Genomic DNA, 17,820 nt, shown 5'->3' on the forward strand with positions numbered 1-17,820 from the left:
TCAGGGTGAAGATGCCGAGCGCGCCGTAGGGCGTTGTGACGGTCTTGTCAGTGACACCGATTACGATCGGGGTCGTGACGACCGCATCGGCAGAATCCAGCTACACCGCCCGGCACCTCTCCGTCCTGGAGGGGCTCGACGCGGTGCGCAAGCGTCCCGGCATGTACATCGGGTCCACGGACTCCCGTGGCCTCATGCACTGCGTGTGGGAGATCATCGACAACTCCGTCGACGAGGCCCTGGCCGGGCACTGCACGAAGATCGGTATCGTGCTGCACGCGGACACCTCTGTGACGGTCACCGACGACGGTCGTGGCATCCCGGTGGACGTCGAGCCCAAGACGGGGCTCACGGGCGTCGAGGTCGTCTACACCAAGCTGCACGCCGGCGGAAAGTTCGGCGGCGGCTCCTACACCGCCTCGGGCGGCCTGCACGGCGTGGGTGCCTCCGTCGTCAATGCCCTGTCCTCACGCCTCGACGTCGAGGTCGACCGTGCCAGTAAGGTGCACCGGATGACCTTCCGCCGCGGAGAGCCCGGGCTCTTCGACGACGCCGGAGGTCAGCCCGGCCCCGACTCGCCCTTCACGCCCTTCACAGACACCTCCGAGCTCCAGATCGTCGGCAAGGTCAAGCGCGGCCAGACCGGAACCCGCGTGCGCTACTGGGCCGACCGTCAGGTCTTCCCCAAGACCGCGGTCTTCTCCTACGACGAGCTGGTCACCCGGGTCCGTCAGACGACCTTCCTCGTGCCCGGGCTGACCATCACGGTCCGCGACGAGCGAGGGGTCCCCGGCACGCCGGGGGAGGACGGCCCGCACTCCGAGACGTTCGTGCACCACGGCGGGACGGTCGACTTCGTCGAGTTCCTCGCCCCCGACGCACCCGTGACCGCGACCTGGCACATGACCGGAGCGAGCACCTTCAAGGAGACCGTGCCGGTCCTGGACGAGCGAGGCCACCTCGTCTCCCAGGAGGTCACCCGCGACTGCGAGGTGGACATCGCGCTGCGCTGGGGGACCGGCTACGACACCGAGCTGCGGTCCTTCGTCAACATCATCTCCACCCCCAAGGGCGGGGCTCACCTCGCGGGATTCGAGGCCGGACTGCTCAAGGTCATGCGCAAGGCGGTCGAGACCAATGCCCGTCGGCTCAAGGTGTCGCTCAAGGACGCGTCCGAGCGGATCGAGAAGGACGACGTGATGGCTGGCCTCACGGCCGTCCTGACCGTGCGCCTGGCCGAGCCGCAGTTCGAGGGGCAGACCAAGGAGGTGCTGGGCACGGCGCCGGTGCGAGCGATCGTGGCGCGCGTCGTCGAGCAGGAGGTCAACGCGTTGTTCTCCTCGCCTAAGCGAGACGACAAGACGCAGGCATCCCTCCTCCTGGACAAGATCGTCGCCGAGATGCGCGCGCGGCTGTCCGCGCGCAAACAGAAGGAGATCTCCCGGCGCAAGAACGCCCTCGAGACGAGCTCGCTGCCGACCAAGCTGGCCGACTGCCGCAGCGACGACGTCGAGCGCAGCGAGCTGTTCATCGTCGAGGGTGACAGCGCGCTCGGCACGGCGAAGCTGGCACGCAGCTCCGACTTCCAGGCGCTGCTGCCCATCCGCGGAAAGATCCTCAACGTCCAGAAGGCCTCGGTCTCGGACATGCTGCGCAACGCCGAGTGCGCCGCGATCATCCAGGTGCTCGGGGCCGGCTCGGGCCGGTCCTTCGACCTGCCCGCCGCGCGGTACGGCAAGGTCGTGCTGATGACCGACGCCGACGTCGACGGCGCGCACATCCGCACGCTCCTGCTCACCCTCTTCTTCCGGTACATGCGCCCGATGGTCGACGCCGGACGGATCTACGCGGCGGTTCCGCCGCTGCACCGGGTCGAGGTGATCGGGGCGGGGTCGCGCAAGAACGAGTACATCTACACGTACTCCGAGGCCGAGCTCGCGACCGTGCTGAAGAAGCTCGACCGCAGCGGCAAGCGGTACAAGGACGACATCCAGCGGTACAAGGGCCTGGGAGAGATGGACGCCGACCAGCTGGCCGAGACGACGATGGACCCCCGCTTCCGCACCCTGCGCCGGGTGACCGCGGAGCACGCCGTGGCGGCCGAGCGGGTCTTCGAGCTGTTGATGGGATCCGACGTGGCTCCCCGCAAGGACTTCATCATCGCGGGTGCGGAGGGCCTGGACCGCGGCCGGATCGACGCCTGAGCCGCGCCTGATCCACGCGCGATGTCGCCGGTAGGTTTCGCGCGTGGAACAACCGGGTAAAACACGGGCGCCGAGGGCCGTCAGTCTCTAGGCTTGGACCATGAACCACTCCGTGACCCAGGCCGAGCTGCCCGGTGACCTCGGCCTGACGTGGCGGCCGCTGACCCCCCAGGACGCCGATGCGCTCTTCGCTCTGATCGGCGCGATCGAGACCTTCGACGCGCCGCCGTACCGGACCTCCCCGGGTGAGGTTGCGGAGATGCTCGAGGGCGACTGGAAGGACCTGGACGCCGACACGGTCGCCGGCATCGACGCGACGGGGGAGCTGCGCGCCTACGCGACCGTGGAGATCCGTCCAGGTGACGTGGGGACCATCCGGGCCTTCGTGGCCGGCGGCGTGCACCCCCAGGCCCGCGGGGTCGGCCTCGGTGCGGCCCTGGTCGCGTGGATGACCGACCGCGCGCGAATCAAGCTGGTAGCCCGCTCGGACCGGGGCCCCGGCCGCATCGCGGCCTACCTCGAGGACACCGCGCCCGACCACTGGCGTCTTTACGAGGGGGCTGGATATACGGCGCAGCGCTTCTACTCGACCCTGCGCCGCGACCTTCGCGTGGACGTCCACGAGCCGATTCTTGAGCCCGGTCTGCGGCTGGTGGCGTGGAGCGAGGACGTCGACGACGCGACCCGGCTCGCGCACAACGACGCCTTCCGCGACCACTGGGGCAGTGAGCCGGCCACCACGGAGTCCTGGGTGCAGGGCCGCAGCACCTTCGCCCCGGGGTGGAGCTTCGTCGTCGTCGACGACAGCCGCTCGATCACCGGCGAGCTCTTTGTCGCCGGGTATCTGCTCTCGGGACGGTACGAGCAGGACTGGCCCGTGGCCGGTTACTCGAGCGGGTACATCGAGATGCTCGGCGTGCGGCGTGAGTACCGGGGACGCAAGATTGCGATCGCGCTGCTAGCCGCGGTCATGACCGCCTATCGTGAGGACGGCATCGAGTACGCCGAGCTCGACGTCGACACCGACAACCCCTCCGGTGCCTTCGGCCTGTACTCGACCCTGGGGTTCACGAAGGTGCAGGGCTCGCGGATGTACTCGATCGAGCTGGAACAGGTCGGTCCCGCGGTCCAGGAAGCGCTCGCCCGGGCGTGAGATCGGCGTGAGATCGGCGTGAGACGACCGCTCCCGCCGGGGGCAGCCGATCTAGACTTCGCCTGGTAATCCCGGCGACAACGTGGCCGGGCGTTCGTGACCGCTGCTCGTCCCACGCCCGGGACCACACATGCCCGGAGAGGGCTGAGCAGCGGCACTGTGATGAAGAGGATTCTGTGACTCGTCGATCTGTTCCGCTCGTAGCCGTTGCCGCGACGTTCCTTGCTCTGGCCGGTTGCTCAGGCACGGACTCGCCGTCCGCCTCCACGCCGCCGACGAGCCCGTCGGCGACAGCCACATCCGAGGACGCCGCACCGAGCCAGGCGGCGGCCGAGACGGCCGCCGCCTGGTTGGTCACCTCTGCCGCGGGTGCCTCGATCCTGCAGACCGAGTTCGACGGCACGGCCTATGACGACTACGGCCTCACCGCCGACGTCACTCTCGCTCTGCTGGCAGTCGGCGACGTCGACTCCGCTCAGACCTTCGCGGCCGCGCTCGCCGCCCCCGACGCGGTGGCCGCGTACATCGGGGACGGAGCGACCGCCCAGTACGCGGGATCTACTGCCAAGCTCCTGGCCACCCTGGCGACCTCCGGGATCGACACCTCCGACCTCGGCGGCCGTGACCTGGTCTCCGAGCTTGTGGCGCTGCAGGCTCCCTCGGGCCGGTTCAGCGACCTCGGTGCCGACGACTACTCCATCACCGTCTCCCAGGCATGGGCCGTGCTCGCGCTGAACGCGACCGCCGAAGCGCCTCAGGCCGCCGTGGACTACCTCACAGCCCAACAGTGCGCCGGTGCGGGTTTCCCGGAGCAGCTCTCCGACGTCAGCCCCGCGGACTGCGTGCCGGACGTCGACGCGACCGCCTTCGCGGTCTCCGCACTGCTCGGCGCCGGGGTCCCCGTCGGTGCACCGGCCGTGGCCGACTCGCTCGCCTGGCTCGAGACGGCCCGCTCGACCGACGCCGCGGGACAGTCCTGGGCGGCCGCCGGCAGCGAGGACGCCAACATCAACAGCACGTCGGTCGTGGCCGCGGCCCTGACCGACGCGGACGTGGACACCGCCCCGGTCCTGAGCTGGCTCGAGTCGCAGATCATTACCACCGGCGCAGACACGGGTGCCTTCCCGTTGGCCGGCACCGCGAACGTGCGCGTGAGCGCACAGGCCACCCTCGCGCTCGCGGGAACGGGCCTGCGCGGCCTGATCGGCTGATCCCGTGACCGGTCGGGCATGGTCTGCAGTATGGCGGTCGGCGGCGCGATGGTCCTGCGTCGCGGTACTAGCCGTGCCGTGGGCCGCCCCGGCTGTCGCGGCCGGGCCGAGCGAGCCCGCCCGGCCCGCACCGTCCGCCGCGCCCGACTGCGACGGCGTGAGCGTGGTCGTCGACTTCGGGGCCCTGAGTGCCGACGGGATTCGAGGATGCGCGCCCCTCGCCCCGGACGCATCGGTGTCTGCGCTCGAGGCGGTCCTGGCCGCCGGCGTGAGCGTGGAGGGGACCACCCAGTGGGGGACGGCCTTCGTCTGCCGGGTCGACGGACGACCGGGCGCCGCCGAGGAGATCCAGGTCCCGGACGGGGGAACTGTGCGCGAGAGCTGTAGCCGGACCCCCTCGCAGCAGGCCTACTGGTCGCTGTGGCATGCAGACGGGCATGCAGACGGGCACGGGGGCGGGGTCGGCGAGTGGCTCTACGCGACGACCGGGGCCGGTGACCTCACAGTGACTGCCGGGGACGTCGTCGGGCTCGTGTTCACGACCGGGTTGCAGGCGGCGACGGCGCCGTCGCTGCCCACCTCCCTGGCCCGCTCAGGCGACCTGCCCGGTGGCTGGGTCGACCGGGAACCCCCGGGAACAGATCCGGGCGAGCCGGACGGAACAGCATCGACCGGGACGGCATCGACGCCGGCGGCGCCGGGAGACCAACCCACCGGTGACTCCGGCGGCCAGGGCGCCGGGCTCGTGCCGCTCCTCGCCGTCGGGATCCTCCTCGCGGGTGGCGTGGGCGCCGCGGTCGTGGCGCGGAGGCGTCGATGACTGTCCACCCGGCAGCCTGGTGGATCTGGGCGCTCGTGGTGGCGGGGGTGGCGACCGCGACGACGAACGTGCTGGTGCTCGCCCTGGCGGTCGTGGCGATCTGCCTGGTCGTGGTGTGCTGCGCGCAGGACGCCGCTCCGTTCCGGCTCTACCTCGTGGTCGCGGCGGCGGTGGTTGTCATCCGCATGGCCTTCCGGCTGGTCTTCCCGGCAACCGGCGGCACGGCCCTGCTGACCTTGCCCACCGTGCAGCTCGGCCCGCTCGACCTCTTCGGCACGCTCACGACCGAGGCGCTCGTCAGCGGCCTCGCCGGCGGGCTGCAGCTCGCCGTGGTGATCCTCGCGGTGGGTGCCGCGCACACCCTCGCGGACGTGCTGGACCTGCTCAAGCACGCGCCGCCCGCCCTCGCCGGGCTCTCGACCTCGCTCGTCATCGCGGTGTCCGTGTTCCCGGGGCTCGGTCGCTCCGTGGTCGACGTGCGCCGGGCGGCCCGGTTGCGCGGCGGGCGCCGTACGGGCCTGCGTGGCCTGCGCGCGACCGTGATCCCGGTGCTCGAGGGCACCATGGACCGCTCGCTCACCCTGGCCGCCGCGATGGAGGCGCGAGGGTATGGCAGCCGTGTGACGGTTCCCCGACCGAGCGATGCCGATTCACGAGGCGCTGCGGGAGGCCCCGCCGGGTCGCGGCGCTCGCGCGGCTGGGCGCAGCCGGCCTGTGTGCTCGGCGCCGTGACATGTGTAGCGCTCGCCGCCTACGGCCTCTTCGACTCCGCGTGGCCGGGATGGGCGCCGGTCGCGCTCACGGCCGCGGCCGTCGCCGCGATGGTCGCCGCCACCCGGCTGGACCGGACGGCGCGCCGCACGGTCTACCGACCCCAGCGCTGGACCGCGCCGTCCTCGCTCGTCGTGGCGAGCGCTGTGGTCAGCGCGGGGATGCTGGTCCTGGGCGTCCCACCGCAGATCCGTCACCCGCCGCCGGTCCTGCTCCCCGATCTCACGATGATCGCGCTGCTCGCCCCGCTGGTGGCCGCACTGCCTGCGGCACTGCCCGCCCTGTCCGCCCTGCTGATCCGCCGGAGGAGATCATGATCGAGTTCATGGACGTCGCCTTCGCCCACGCCGGCGGGCCGACCGTCTTCGCGGGCTTCACCCTCGCCCTCGAGCCCGGCCAGCTGGTCCTCGTGGCGGGAGGCACCGGCTCCGGCAAGTCGACTCTGCTGGCCACCATCAATGGCCTCGCCCCGCACTTCACCGGCGGCACGCTCACCGGTGAGGTGCGGGTGCACGGCCGCTCGACCCGGGAGGTGCCCCCGCGGGACATGGCCGACCTCGTCGGCTACGTCGGGCAGAACCCTGCCCACGGATTTGTCACCTCGCGGGTCGAGTCCGAGCTCGCCTTCGCCATGGAGCAGCGCGGCGTCGACCCCGCGGCCATGCGCCGCCGGGTCGAGGAGACCCTCGACCTCGTGGGCATCGCCGACCTGCGCGACCGGGCGCTCGACACGCTCTCCCTCGGGCAGCAGCAACGCGTCGCGCTGGGCGCGGTCCTCACCGCAGGACCCCGGGTGCTGGTCCTCGACGAGCCGACGTCCGCCCTCGACCCGGTGGGCGCGGAGGAGGTGCTGGCCACGATCACCCGGCTGGTGGACGACCTCGGCCTCACCGTCGTCATCGCCGAGCACCGCCTCGAACGCGTCGTGCACTACGCCGACACGGTCCTCCACCTGCCCGGGGACGGCACGGTCGTGTCTGGGGCGCCCGGCGTGGTGCTGCTCGGCACGCCGGTCGCCCCGCCACTCATGCGCCTCGGCCAGCTCCTGGGGTGGGACCCGGTACCGCTCACCGTCCGTGAGGCCCGACGCCGCGCGCGCGGGCCGGGTGGTCCGCTCTCCGCGACAGTGAGCGCGGTGCGTGACGCACCGGCCGGGGGAGCGCTCGTTCTCGGTGCGCGGACATCGGCCGCCGCGCCGACTTCGGGGACCGGTCATTGCGTGCTGCGCGCCACCGGCGTGCGCGTGCGGTACGGCGCGCGCGAGGCGGTGCGCGGCGTCGACCTGGAGCTGGTGGCCGGTGAGGTGACAGCGGTCATGGGCCGCAACGGGTCGGGGAAGTCCTCACTGCTGTGGGCTCTGCAGGGGAGCGGGCGCCGGGACGGCGGCACCGTCGACGTGCGGGGAGCCGACCCCGCGACCGCCTCCCGGACGCTCGCCCGGACCCTGGTCGCGCTCGTGCCGCAGGACGTGACGAGCCTGCTGTTCTGCGAGAGCGTCGGCGAGGAGTGCGCGGCCACGGACCGGGAGGCAGGCCTCGCCCACGGTGCGACATCGACTGCTCTCGATGCGATGGTGGCGGGGATCGACCGCGACACCCACCCGCGTGACCTCTCCGAGGGGCAGCGCCTCGCCCTCGCCCTCGTCGTCATGCTCGCCGTGCCGGCAGCAGTCCTGCTCCTCGACGAGCCGACCCGCGGGCTCGACTACGCCGCGAAAGACGCCCTGGTCGCGATCCTGCGCCGGCTGGCCGACGCCGGCACGGCGATCGCGGTCGCGACCCACGACGTCGAGCTGGCCGCCGTACTCGTCGATCGGGTTGTCCTCATGGCCGAAGGGGAGATCGTCGCGGACGGCCCTGCCCGGGCGATGCTCACCGGGTCGCCCGCCTTCGCCCCGCAGATCGCGAAGGTCTTCGCGCCATCGACGTGGATGACATTGAGGGATGTCGATGCGTCGGCGGTCCCGGAGGGCGCGCCGTGACCGGTGACCTCGCGATCGGGAGCGTCGGGACCAATCTTCGGCGCGGCGTCGGGCAAGGGCTTGTCGTGGCGGTCGCAAGCCTGCTCGGGCTGGCGATGTTCTGCTGGCCGCTCGTGGCCAGCGTGCTGCCGCGGTCCGGGGGGCAGAGCGCGCCGTGGCTCATGCTTGTCCTCGTACCGGTCCTGCTGGTGATCGTGCTGCTGCAGGTCGGCTCCGGGGAGCTCGACCCGCGCACGCTCGCGATGCTCGGGGTGCTCTCGGCCGTCAACGCGGCGCTGCGCCTGGTCAGCGCGGGGACCGGGGGGATCGAGCTGGTCTTCTTCCTGCTGGTGCTCGCGGGGTACGTCTTCGGGGCGACCTTCGGCTTCCTGCTGGGCATGCTGTCCCTGTTCGCGTCCGCGCTGCTCACCGCCGGCGTGGGGCCGTGGCTGCCGTTCCAGATGCTCGCGGCCGGGTGGATCGGGCTGGGCGCAGGCATGCTGGGCCGGGTGCTCGCTGGGCGGGTCGATCCGCGCGGACGGGCCGAGATCGCGGCGCTGGCGATCTACTCTGTGGTGGTCGCCTACCTCTTCGGCGCGCTCATGAACCTGTGGTTCTGGCCCTTCGCGATCGGCGGTGACACCGCCGTGTCCTACGTCCCCGGCGGGCCGCTCGTCGAGAACCTGCGCCGGTTCGTGGTCTTCACGCTCACCACGTCCACGCTGACCTGGGACACCGTGCGGGCCGTGACCAACGTCGTCGCGGTGCTCGTGCTGGGGCGCCCCGTGCTCGGCACGCTGCGCAGGGCCCAGCGCCGTGCGGCCTGGGCCGACCCGGCAGCGCTGAGTCTCAGCCGAGGCTGAGCACCCCGCTGGGGTCCCACCCGCGGCGCGAGCACAACCACGACCAGGTGGCGTTCCGGTACCAGCGCTGATGGCGCCGCAGCCACGGGGACGTGGCGACCTCCTCCTGGACGGCGGCCGTCACGTAGTAGCCGAACAGCAGCGCCAAGGTGCCGTCGATGAGGTCTGCGTCGACGTCGTTGGTGAGTGGGTGCCTGGCCACGAGCGCGTCCGCGTCACCGCCGTCGCCCGCGATCGAGCAGACCAGCCCGACGAGGTCGAACCAGGCGGGCGCCGCGCTGACGAAGTTCCAGTCGAAGATCCGCACCTCGCCCGTTGCGTCGATGAGGAGGTTGTCGTCGCGCAGGTCGTTGTGGCACAGCGTCGTCGCCGGGGCGTCTCGCAGCACCCGGTCGGCGAGCCTGCGGGCTTCGCGAGCGTAGTCGGCTGGGACGACACGTGGGTCGAGCCCGTCGAGGTTGCCGGCGAAGGCCGAGAACTCCTCACGGTAGTCCGGGGCGTCGAAGGCGTCGGGCACCGGCGTCAGCGCGCCCGCGACGCGCGTGAGCGCACCAAGCACGACATCGATGTCGGCGGATGACCACGGGCGCGCCGGATGGCGGCCGCTGACGTCCTCGTACGCAGCCAGGAACCACCCGTCGACCTCTGCGGTCCACCGCAGGGCAGGGGCGCGGACTGCCGCGGGGAGGGCGACCACGGTCGCGGCCTCGGTCCGGTAGGAGGAGACCACCCACGGCCAGGTCGTCTCGTGGGCGCCTTTGAGGAACACGCCGGTCCCGTCCGCGAGCGTGAGGCGGCACGCGAGCCCGGGCGTGAACCCCGCCGACTGGGTCGCGGCGGACACGACCGCGCTCCCGCACCGCGCCTCGACCTCGGACCGGACGGCAGGCGGCAACGCCGACCACGACGGACGTTGCGCCGTCTGGTAGTCCGGTGTGCCGGCCTGGCTGCCGACGGCGCTCATGGGATGTCGCTCATGCAGACATCACTGGCTCTGCTCTCTGACGTCACACCGAGAAGTATTTCGCCTCGGGGTGGTGGAAGACCATCGCGTCCGTCGACTGCTCGGGGTGCAGCTGCAGCTCCTCGGAGAGCACAACCCCCACCCGCTCGGGGCGCAGCAGCTCCACGACCTTGCGGCGGTCCTCCATGTCGGGGCAGGCCGGGTAGCCGAGGGAGTACCGGGCGCCCCGGTAGTCCACCTTGAACATGCCGTCCAGGTCGGCCGGGTCCTCGGCGGCGTAGCCGAGCTCCTCGCGCATCCGCGAGTGCCAGAACTCCGCGAGGGACTCGGTGAGCTGGACGGAGAGGCCGTGCAGCTCCATGTACTCGCGGTACTTGTTCGCGGCGAAGAGCTTGGCGGTGTGCGCGTCGACCGTGGCCCCCACGGTCACCAGCTGGAAGCCGACGACGTCGACCTCGCCGGCATCCTTGGGCCGGACGAAGTCGGCCAGGCACAGGTGACGGTCGCGGCGCTGGCGCGGGAAGGTGAAGCGCATCCGCTCGGTCCCCGCCACGCCGCCGGAGCCGCCGTCGGGCCCCTCGTGGTGCAGGATCACCATGTCGTCGCCGTCGGCGACGGCGGGGAAGTAGCCGTAGACGACGGAGGGGTCGAACATGTTCTCGGTCTTGATCCGGTCGAGCCACTCCCGCAGGCGCGGGCGACCCTCGGTCTCGACGAGCTCGTCGTAGCTGGCGCCGTCGTCGCCGCGGCCCGGCTTGAGGCCCCACTGACCCATGAACGTCGCGCGCTCGTCGAGGAAGGCGGCATAGTCGGCAAGCTGCACGCCCTTGACGATGCGCGAGCCCCAGAACGGCGGTGTCGGGATCGGGTTGTCCGCAGCGACGTCCGAGCGGGCCGGCAGGTCCTCGTCGGGAGTCTGCGTCACGGTCACCGTGGCGTGGCGGCGCTTCTTCAGCGGCGGCAGCCCGACGGCGTCGGGCGCCTCCCCGCGCGCGATCCGGACGAGGGGCTCCATGAGCCGCAGGCCCTCGAAGGCGTCCTTGGCATAGCGGACCTCGCCCTCGAAGACGTCGGCCAGATCGTCCTCGACGTAGGTGCGGGTCAGCGCGGCGCCGCCGAGCAGGACGGGCCACCGGGTCCCGAAACCACGGTTGTTGAGCTCGACGAGGTTCTCCTTCATGACCACGGTCGACTTCACGAGCAGCCCGGACATCCCGATGACGTCCGCGTTGTGCAGCTCGGCGGCCTCGATCATCGCGGCGATCGGCTGCTTGATGCCGATGTTGATGACGGTGTAGCCGTTGTTGGTGAGGATGATGTCGACGAGGTTCTTGCCGATGTCGTGCACGTCACCGCGCACGGTGCCGATGACGATCGTGCCCTTGCCGGCCTCGTCGGACTTCTCCATGTGCGGCTCGAGGTGCGCGACGGCGGTCTTCATCGCCTCGGCGCTCTGAAGCACGAAGGGCAGCTGCATCTCGCCCTTGCCGAAGAGCTCACCGACGACCTTCATACCCTCGAGCAGGTGGTTGTTGACGACGTCGAGCGGCTTCATGCCCTCTGCCAGGGCGAGGTCGAGGTCCGTGTCCAGCCCCTTGAGCTCGCCGTCGATGATTCGGCGCTCGAGGCGCTCGCCGAGGGGGAGGGCGGCCATCTCGGCGGCGCGCTGGTCCTTGAGGGCGGCGGTGTCGACTCCAGCGAAGAGGTCGAGCAGTCGGGCCAGCGGGTCGTGGGTCATGGCGCCGTCGGCGTCGTACTCGCGCTTGTCCCACACGAGGTCGAGGGCGGCCTGGCGCTGTTCGTCGGGGATCTTGGCGAGCGGGAGGATCTTCGCGGCGTGCACGATCGCGGAGTCGAGCCCGGCCTGGACGGCCTCGTGCAGGAACACCGAGTTGAGCACCATGCGGGCGGCGGGGTTGAGCCCGAAGGACACGTTGGAGACGCCGAGGGTCGTGTGCACCCCGGGGTACTTGGCCTTGAGCGCACGGATCGCCTCGATGGTCTCGATGCCGTCGCGGCGGGTCTCTTCCTGGCCGGTGGCGATCGGGAAGGTCAGGGTGTCGACGATGATGTCGGCCACGTCCATGCCCCAGGTGCCCACGAGGTCGTCGATGAGCCGGCTGGCGATCGCGAGCTTGGTCTCGGCGGTGCGTGCCTGCCCGTCCTCGTCGATGGTCAGTGCGATCACGGCCGCGCCGTGCTCCTTGACGAGCGGCATGATGCGCCCGTAGCGCGACGTCGGCCCGTCGCCGTCCTCGAAGTTCACCGAGTTCACGACGGCGCGTCCGCCGATGAGCTCAAGGCCGGCCTGGATGACCGGCGGCTCGGTCGAGTCCATGACGAGCGGCAGCGTGGACGCGCTCGCGAGGCGGGAGACGACCGAGCGGGCGTCCGCCACGCCGTCGCGCCCCACGTAGTCGATGCAGACGTCGAGCAGGTGCGCGCCGTCGCGGGTCTGTGCGCGGGCGATGGCCACGCACTCGTCCCAGTTCTCGGCGAGCATGGCCTCGCGGAAGGCCTTGGAGCCGTTGGCGTTGGTGCGCTCGCCGATAGCCAGGAACGAGGCGTCCTGCTCGAAGTCGACGTGGGTGTACAGGCTCGCCACGCCCCGCTCGGGGACGGGGTGGCGCTCGGCGAGCTGGAGCCCCCCGACCTGCTCGACGACGGCCCGCAGGTGCTCCGGCGTCGTGCCGCAGCAGCCGCCGACCAGCCCGAGGCCGAACTCGCGGGCGAACTGGGCGTGCGCGGCGCCGAGCTCGACCGGGGTGAGCGGGTAGTGCGCGCCGTTCTTGCCCAGGACGGGCAGGCCGGCGTTGGGCATGCACGTGACCGGGACGGGTGAGTGCTTGGACAGGTGGCGCAGGTGCTCGCTCATCTCGGCCGGGCCGGTCGCGCAGTTGAGGCCGATCGCGTCGATGCCCAGGGCCGCCAGGGTGGTCAGCGCGGCGCCGATCTCGGAGCCCATGAGCATTGCACCGGTCAGCTCGACCGTGACCTGGACGAAGATCGGCAGCGTGATGCCGGAGGCGACCATGGCCTGCTTGGAGCCGTTGACCGCTGCCTTGGCCTGGAGCAGGTCCTGGCTGGTCTCGATGAGGATCGCGTCCGCGCCGCCGCTGATCAGGCCCGCGGCCTGGGTCGCGAAGGTGCCCTTGAGGTGCGCGTACGTGGTGTGCCCGAGGCTGGGCAGCTTGGTGCCTGGGCCCATCGAGCCCAGCACCCAGCGGGGTTTGTCCGGGGTGGAGTTCTTCTCCGCGCTGCGCCGGGCGATCTTGGCGCCGGCCTCGGCGAGCTCGAAGATCCGGTCGTCGATGTCGTAGTCACCGAGGTTCGACCAGTTCGCACCGAAGGTGTTCGTCTCCACGCAGTCGACGCCGACGGCAAAGTACGCGTCGTGGACGGACTCGATGACGTCGGGGCGGGTGACGTTGAGGATCTCGTTGCAGCCCTCGAGGCCCAGGAAGTCATCGAGGGTGAGGTCAGCGGCCTGCAGCATGGTGCCCATCGCGCCGTCGGCCACGACGACCCGGGTGGAGATGGCTGTCTTGAGGGCGGCGGCGCGGGGAGTGAGCATTGGGTCAGTCTAGGGAGGGTGCGGCGTGGGGTGGCAAAGCGCCCGCTCAGTGGGCACAGGGTGGACGCAAGCCCTCCGAATCGCGTTGCAATGACGAGCGACGTGCGTCCGATGAGCGCACGACCGTGACGTGCCAAGGAGCGCTGTGGCAGGGCGCTCAGCCTGCCCTCGGCCACCGCTTCTTGCCTGGTGACCGACTCGAAGGCCCTCCTCGATAGGCAAATCCGAGTGGCTGGTCCTGCGAGGGGAGCCCGTTCCCGCCCGACGCCCGACGGTCGCCGGGCGGACCCGCCCCGTTCGGTGCCTGTACTCCGCCAGGTGGCTCACGGCCACTCACGGCCCGGTACTTGTCGGATGGTTGGCTCTGGACGGGTGGACGTACCTGCATGAGTGAGCCGGTCTTCGCGGATTCTCGAACCCGTCCGGGCGGCCGGGGCCGGCTGGGGGACAATACAGACGTGGGCGGCCCGAGTATTGCGGGTGGCCGGAGTACCGCCGACGGTCGGTCCGCAGCGAGTGGTTGGTCCGCAGTGGGTGGTCGGCTCTCGATGGGCGTGCGGCGGTTGCTGACCAGGGCTGTTGGGGCCTGTGCCACCCGGCATTCGGCTGGTCCTGGGGTCCGAGTGACGCGGCCCCCGCCGCGGGCGACTCGCACCGTGCGGGTTCCCCCGGGTCGGCCTGCTGGGTTTGGGTTGCGGTCGATGGTGAGGTTGAGCCGGTGGACCTCGTGGTGATGAAAGCTGCAGAGGAGGATCGCGTTGTCGAGGGAGGTTTCGCCGCCGTTGGTCCACCAGTCGATGTGGTGGATCTCGCACCAGGGGATGGGTTGGGTGCAGCCGGTGAATTGGCAGCCGCGGTCGCGGGCGATGATGGCTCGGCGTTGTTCGCGGGTGTAGAGGCGTTGGGTGCGTCCGAGGTTGATGGGGACGTTGTCGGCGGTCATGACGATGCGGGTGAGGTCGGCGTCGCAGAGGATCCGGGCGACCTCACTGAGTGGGACTGGGGTCCCGTCCTCGAAGGTCGCCGGTTCGAACTGGACCGACGCGCTCGTCGCCCCGTCACGAGTGCCTTCACCAGCGCCCTCGCCTGCAACCTCCCCCTGGCCCGCGCTCTGGTCAGCACCGGGGCCTTGAGCCTCGGCTTCGGCCACGGTGGCGCGGCGACGCAGTTCGCGTACTCCTTGGGCGAGGGTGTCTTCGGTCATGATGATGGATACGTGCGGGCGGACCGCAGCGCCGTTCTTGAACGATCCCCCGCTCATGGCGCGGTCGGCGACGTCGACGAGGGCGTCGGCCTTGCGTTGGGAGTAGTCGCGGTCGTCACCGTCGGCGGGGCGGTGCATCGCAGCCTCCACCGCCGCGTCCAGCTGGCGTCCGGCGACCACGTCCAAGAACCCCTTGATATACGTCCCTGTCGGGGTGTGGCTGATGGTCAGGAACCGCTTGCGGCGGGTCTCCTCATGGGTGGCGTCGTGAGCGAGGGAGTCCCGGCGCGCCCACCACCGGTCGGCGGTCTTGGCGAAGGTGTCCGCGTCCTGACCTTTCGCCAGGTCCAACAGCTCCCGATTCTCACTCGGGGTCAGCACCGGGGTGCCGGGGCGCTCAGCCTTGGCCCGCACCCGACCCAAGATCTCCGCGTGCACCATGGTCACTTCCCCGGTGGCCACCGCCTCCGCGGCCTCCGGCGACTCCTCCAGCACGGTCGCGACGGTCACCTGCGCGCGCGCCGCACGCAGCCCTTCACCCGACATCTGCCCCCGCCACGCCTCGAACGAGGCGTACCCGGCCTTCTTCCACTCCCCGCAGTCCCGCTCCGCCACCAGCAACGACGCCCGCTCCGCCGTCAACACCGCGATCGACCGGTCCAGCTCCACGATCCGCCCGCACCGGGCCCTCGAGGAGACCGCCACCGGCTGCACGCCTAAGGCGGCGCCAGGCACTCGGGCAGAGGACAAGGATGGGGACGGGTCGGCGTCTCCGCGTGCATCGGGCACGACAGAAGCAGCGCCAGTGGCAGGCACGGGCGCCAGCGCGCCGGCGCCAAGGACAGAAGCAAACGCGGGAGGCGCCAGAGCGGGAGCCTGCGGCCGGTCAACATCCACTTCTGCCGCGGCGAACAGCGCCAGCCCGGGCTGCACCATCGCCCTCGCTGAACCCGCCATGACCCACCACCCGACACCGTCGTCGACCGCCACAGAAACCGCCATGTCCCCGGACAAACGCGGGGCTCCCACCTGATGCTCTGACCCTAGACCGGACGTCTGACAATCCTGCCGACGACCAATCCGAATCCCTGAGCATCGGTCCAGAACCGCGGAATATCGCGCTTCCCAACCGCTACCTCGACACTAGACCGAGCCACCGACACGCTGTCTGAGCCAGGAACCGCCGGACACAACAGGCGACATCCACCACGAGGAAGACGGCCCGTCACCAGGTAGACGTCTCCGAAGCGCCGGATGTGAGGTCGACGGCGGGAGTCAGTCAACGAGCCGGGGCCAACCTAGCCGACCCGCACCCCCACCCCCAGCAGGTCTTCCAGCTCAGCGCGGGTGTGAACCCCCGTGAAGACGGCCGTCCCGGGCTCGAGCGCGAGCCCGCCCACGAGCGGACCGGCGTCGACCACATCGAACCCGATAGCGGCAATAAATCCGGCCACGACAACTTTGGCCCCAGCGTCGTCCCCGGCAACCGCCAGTGCCCGTCGGTCGGGAGTGCCGGCCGGCCGGTGGTCCGTGTCGAGGTCGTGATACCCGATGTGGTTGAGCGTCTTGACCAGCCGCGCCCCGGGAAGGGTGTCCGCGACCAGGTGGGAGGAAGAGTCGGCATCCGCGAGGGTGGGCATCGTGCCGTCCGTCTCGGCCCAGAAGTTCATGGCGTCGACGACAATCTTGCCGTCCAAGGTCGCGGGGTCCAGGGTGGTGACTTTCCCGAGCGGGATGGAGAGCACAACGACATCGCCGCCCTCGGCCGCCTCGGCGGCGGTCACCGCGCGGGCTCCCGGCGCCATGATCGACGCGATGAGCTCGATGTCCGCCGGGTCGCCCGAGGCCGCGATGAGCACGTCGTACCCGGCACGCAGGGCCTGGCGGGCGACCGCTGTCCCCACCCGCCCCGCGCCCAGGACGGCGATCGTTCCGAGAGACGAAGCCCCCGTGACAGGCGAGGTGCTCATGAGGCGCCCAGCGCGGCGTCGACCAGGGGCTTGACCTGGGTGCCGAGCAGCTCGATGGACCTCAGGAAGTCCTTCTGGGGGAGGTGCCCGACGTCCATCTGGAGGACCTGGCGGCTATGCCCGAGGTGCCCGTGCAGCGCGATGATGCGGTCGGCAATCTCCTGCGGGGACCCGACGAAGAGTGAGCCACCGCCGTCGGCCTCGCGGTCATAGGCGCTGCGCGGGGGACCGGTGACCCCGCGGGCGGGGCCGAGGGAGGACCACATGGTGCTCCACTGCTTCCACCACAGGTCCTTGGCGCCTTGGGAGGTCTCACCGATGAACCCGGGGTTGGCCACGGCCACGGTGATGTCGGCGCCCGAGTGCCCGGCCTGGGCGGCGCTGGCCCGGTAGAGCTCGGCGAGCGGGCGGAACCGGGCGGCCTGGCCGCCGATGATCCCGTAGACGACGGGCAGGCCCTGCTGGCCGGCGCGTGCTGAGGAGGCGGGGCTGCCGCCGGTCGCGCGCCACACGGGCAGGCGGCCGCGCTCGGCGCGCGGGACGACCTCGGCATCGGTCAGGGGGGAGCGGAACTTGCCCTGCCAGGTGATGCGCTCGCCGTCGGCCAGGTCGTTGATCTGCATGAGGAGGGTCAGCTTCTCCTCGTAGAGCGCGTCGTAGTCGGCGAGCTCATAGCCGAAGAGCGGGAAGGACTCGATCGAGGAGCCGCGGCCGGCGGTGATCTCCGCGCGGCCGTTCGAGAGCGCGTCGACGGTGGCCAGCTGCTGGTAGACCCGGATGGGGTCGTCCGTGCTCAGCACGGTCACGGCGGTGCCCAGGCGGATGGTCTTGGTCGTGGCGGCCGCGGCCCCGAGCACGGTTGCCCCGGCCGAGGCGGGCATCTCACGGGTGTGGTGCTCACCGATGCCGAAGTAGTCGAGCCCCACCTGGTCGGCGAGCTGGATCGCCTCGAGCAGGTTGCGCATGGCCTGGGCGGTGCTGCCCAGTGCGCCGGTGGACGGGTCGCGCTGCACGTCGCCGAAGCTGTAGACGCCGAGTTCCACGGTTCCTCTTCTCGTTGGTCTGTCCGCGGTCGTGCCGTCGAGCAGATGTGTTGTTCAACAGATCATATGCAGATCAGATGTGT

At 71.0% G+C, this 17,820-nt stretch carries 12 protein-coding genes; 7 read left to right on the plus strand and 5 right to left on the minus strand.

Features of this window, described 5'->3' with window-relative positions; genetic code table 11:
• The first annotated feature begins 74 nt into the window (after positions 1–74).
• The 7 genes from BLQ50_RS11765 to BLQ50_RS11795 all read left to right on the plus strand — a co-directional run bounded on the left by BLQ50_RS11765 (position 75) and on the right by BLQ50_RS11795 (position 8,982).
• Positions 75–2,204 (plus strand): DNA gyrase/topoisomerase IV subunit B, encoded by a 2,130-nt coding sequence (locus BLQ50_RS11765; RefSeq protein ID WP_093183920.1) that lies wholly within the window; start codon positions 75–77, stop codon positions 2,202–2,204.
• 100 nt (positions 2,205–2,304) lie between these two features.
• Positions 2,305–3,357: a GNAT family N-acetyltransferase gene (locus BLQ50_RS11770; protein WP_093183921.1), complete on the plus strand. Its 1,053-nt coding sequence runs from the start codon at positions 2,305–2,307 to the stop codon at positions 3,355–3,357.
• A gap of 176 nt (positions 3,358–3,533) precedes the next feature.
• Positions 3,534–4,568, plus strand: a complete 1,035-nt coding sequence (locus BLQ50_RS11775; protein ID WP_093183923.1) for a prenyltransferase/squalene oxidase repeat-containing protein — start codon at positions 3,534–3,536, stop codon at positions 4,566–4,568.
• A gap of 73 nt (positions 4,569–4,641) precedes the next feature.
• On the plus strand, positions 4,642–5,388 hold the full coding sequence (locus BLQ50_RS11780; RefSeq protein WP_093183924.1) for a hypothetical protein: 747 nt from the start codon (positions 4,642–4,644) through the stop codon (positions 5,386–5,388).
• On the plus strand, positions 5,385–6,476 hold the full coding sequence (locus tag BLQ50_RS11785; RefSeq protein ID WP_093183925.1) for an energy-coupling factor transporter transmembrane component T family protein: 1,092 nt from the start codon (positions 5,385–5,387) through the stop codon (positions 6,474–6,476). The genes BLQ50_RS11780 and BLQ50_RS11785 overlap by 4 nt, the downstream gene beginning before the upstream one ends.
• Entirely contained in the window at positions 6,473–8,140 is a 1,668-nt protein-coding gene (locus BLQ50_RS11790) for an ABC transporter ATP-binding protein (RefSeq protein ID WP_093183926.1), read from the plus strand. Before BLQ50_RS11785 ends, BLQ50_RS11790 begins: the two co-directional genes overlap by 4 nt.
• Positions 8,137–8,982 carry an ECF transporter S component gene (locus tag BLQ50_RS11795; RefSeq protein WP_245701158.1) on the plus strand — a complete coding sequence of 282 codons (846 nt, stop codon included), beginning with the start codon at positions 8,137–8,139 and terminating at the stop codon, positions 8,980–8,982. The genes BLQ50_RS11790 and BLQ50_RS11795 overlap by 4 nt, the downstream gene beginning before the upstream one ends.
• On the opposite strand, the gene BLQ50_RS11800 is transcribed toward BLQ50_RS11795, so the two are convergent.
• From BLQ50_RS11800 to BLQ50_RS11820, 5 genes are all read right to left on the minus strand, one after another.
• On the minus strand, positions 8,969–9,946 hold the full coding sequence (locus tag BLQ50_RS11800) for an aminoglycoside phosphotransferase family protein (protein WP_093183928.1): 978 nt from the start codon (positions 9,944–9,946) through the stop codon (positions 8,969–8,971). The genes BLQ50_RS11795 and BLQ50_RS11800 overlap by 14 nt on opposite strands.
• Before the next feature lie 43 nt (positions 9,947–9,989).
• A complete protein-coding gene (gene metH / locus BLQ50_RS11805) occupies positions 9,990–13,520 on the minus strand; it encodes a methionine synthase (RefSeq protein WP_093183929.1) in 3,531 nt (1,176 codons plus the stop codon).
• Positions 13,521–13,677: 157 nt separating this feature from the next.
• Positions 13,678–15,429: an HNH endonuclease signature motif containing protein gene (locus tag BLQ50_RS11810; protein ID WP_175559117.1), complete on the minus strand. Its 1,752-nt coding sequence runs from the start codon at positions 15,427–15,429 to the stop codon at positions 13,678–13,680.
• 593 nt (positions 15,430–16,022) lie between these two features.
• Positions 16,023–16,694 (minus strand): NADPH-dependent F420 reductase, encoded by a 672-nt coding sequence (locus tag BLQ50_RS11815; protein WP_093183933.1) that lies wholly within the window; start codon positions 16,692–16,694, stop codon positions 16,023–16,025.
• On the minus strand, positions 16,691–17,737 hold the full coding sequence (locus tag BLQ50_RS11820; RefSeq protein WP_093183934.1) for an LLM class flavin-dependent oxidoreductase: 1,047 nt from the start codon (positions 17,735–17,737) through the stop codon (positions 16,691–16,693). The genes BLQ50_RS11815 and BLQ50_RS11820 overlap by 4 nt, the downstream gene beginning before the upstream one ends.
• Positions 17,738–17,820 lie beyond the last annotated feature (83 nt).

The organism is Sanguibacter gelidistatuariae (assembly GCF_900096585.1).
Taxonomy (GTDB): domain Bacteria; phylum Actinomycetota; class Actinomycetes; order Actinomycetales; family Cellulomonadaceae; genus Sanguibacter; species Sanguibacter gelidistatuariae.

What these genes read in the sequence shown, in the direction of transcription:
- BLQ50_RS11815 (WP_093183933.1), bottom strand. Translation starts at nt 16,694, where the DNA reads ATGAGCACCTCGCCTGTCACGGGGGCTTCGTCTCTCGGAACGATCGCC.
- BLQ50_RS11800 (WP_093183928.1), bottom strand. Translation starts at nt 9,946, where the DNA reads ATGAGCGCCGTCGGCAGCCAGGCCGGCACACCGGACTACCAGACGGCG.
- BLQ50_RS11790 (WP_093183926.1), top strand. Translation starts at nt 6,473, where the DNA reads ATGATCGAGTTCATGGACGTCGCCTTCGCCCACGCCGGCGGGCCGACC.
- BLQ50_RS11770 (WP_093183921.1), top strand. Translation starts at nt 2,305, where the DNA reads ATGAACCACTCCGTGACCCAGGCCGAGCTGCCCGGTGACCTCGGCCTG.
- metH (WP_093183929.1), bottom strand. Translation starts at nt 13,520, where the DNA reads ATGCTCACTCCCCGCGCCGCCGCCCTCAAGACAGCCATCTCCACCCGG.
- BLQ50_RS11785 (WP_093183925.1), top strand. Translation starts at nt 5,385, where the DNA reads ATGACTGTCCACCCGGCAGCCTGGTGGATCTGGGCGCTCGTGGTGGCG.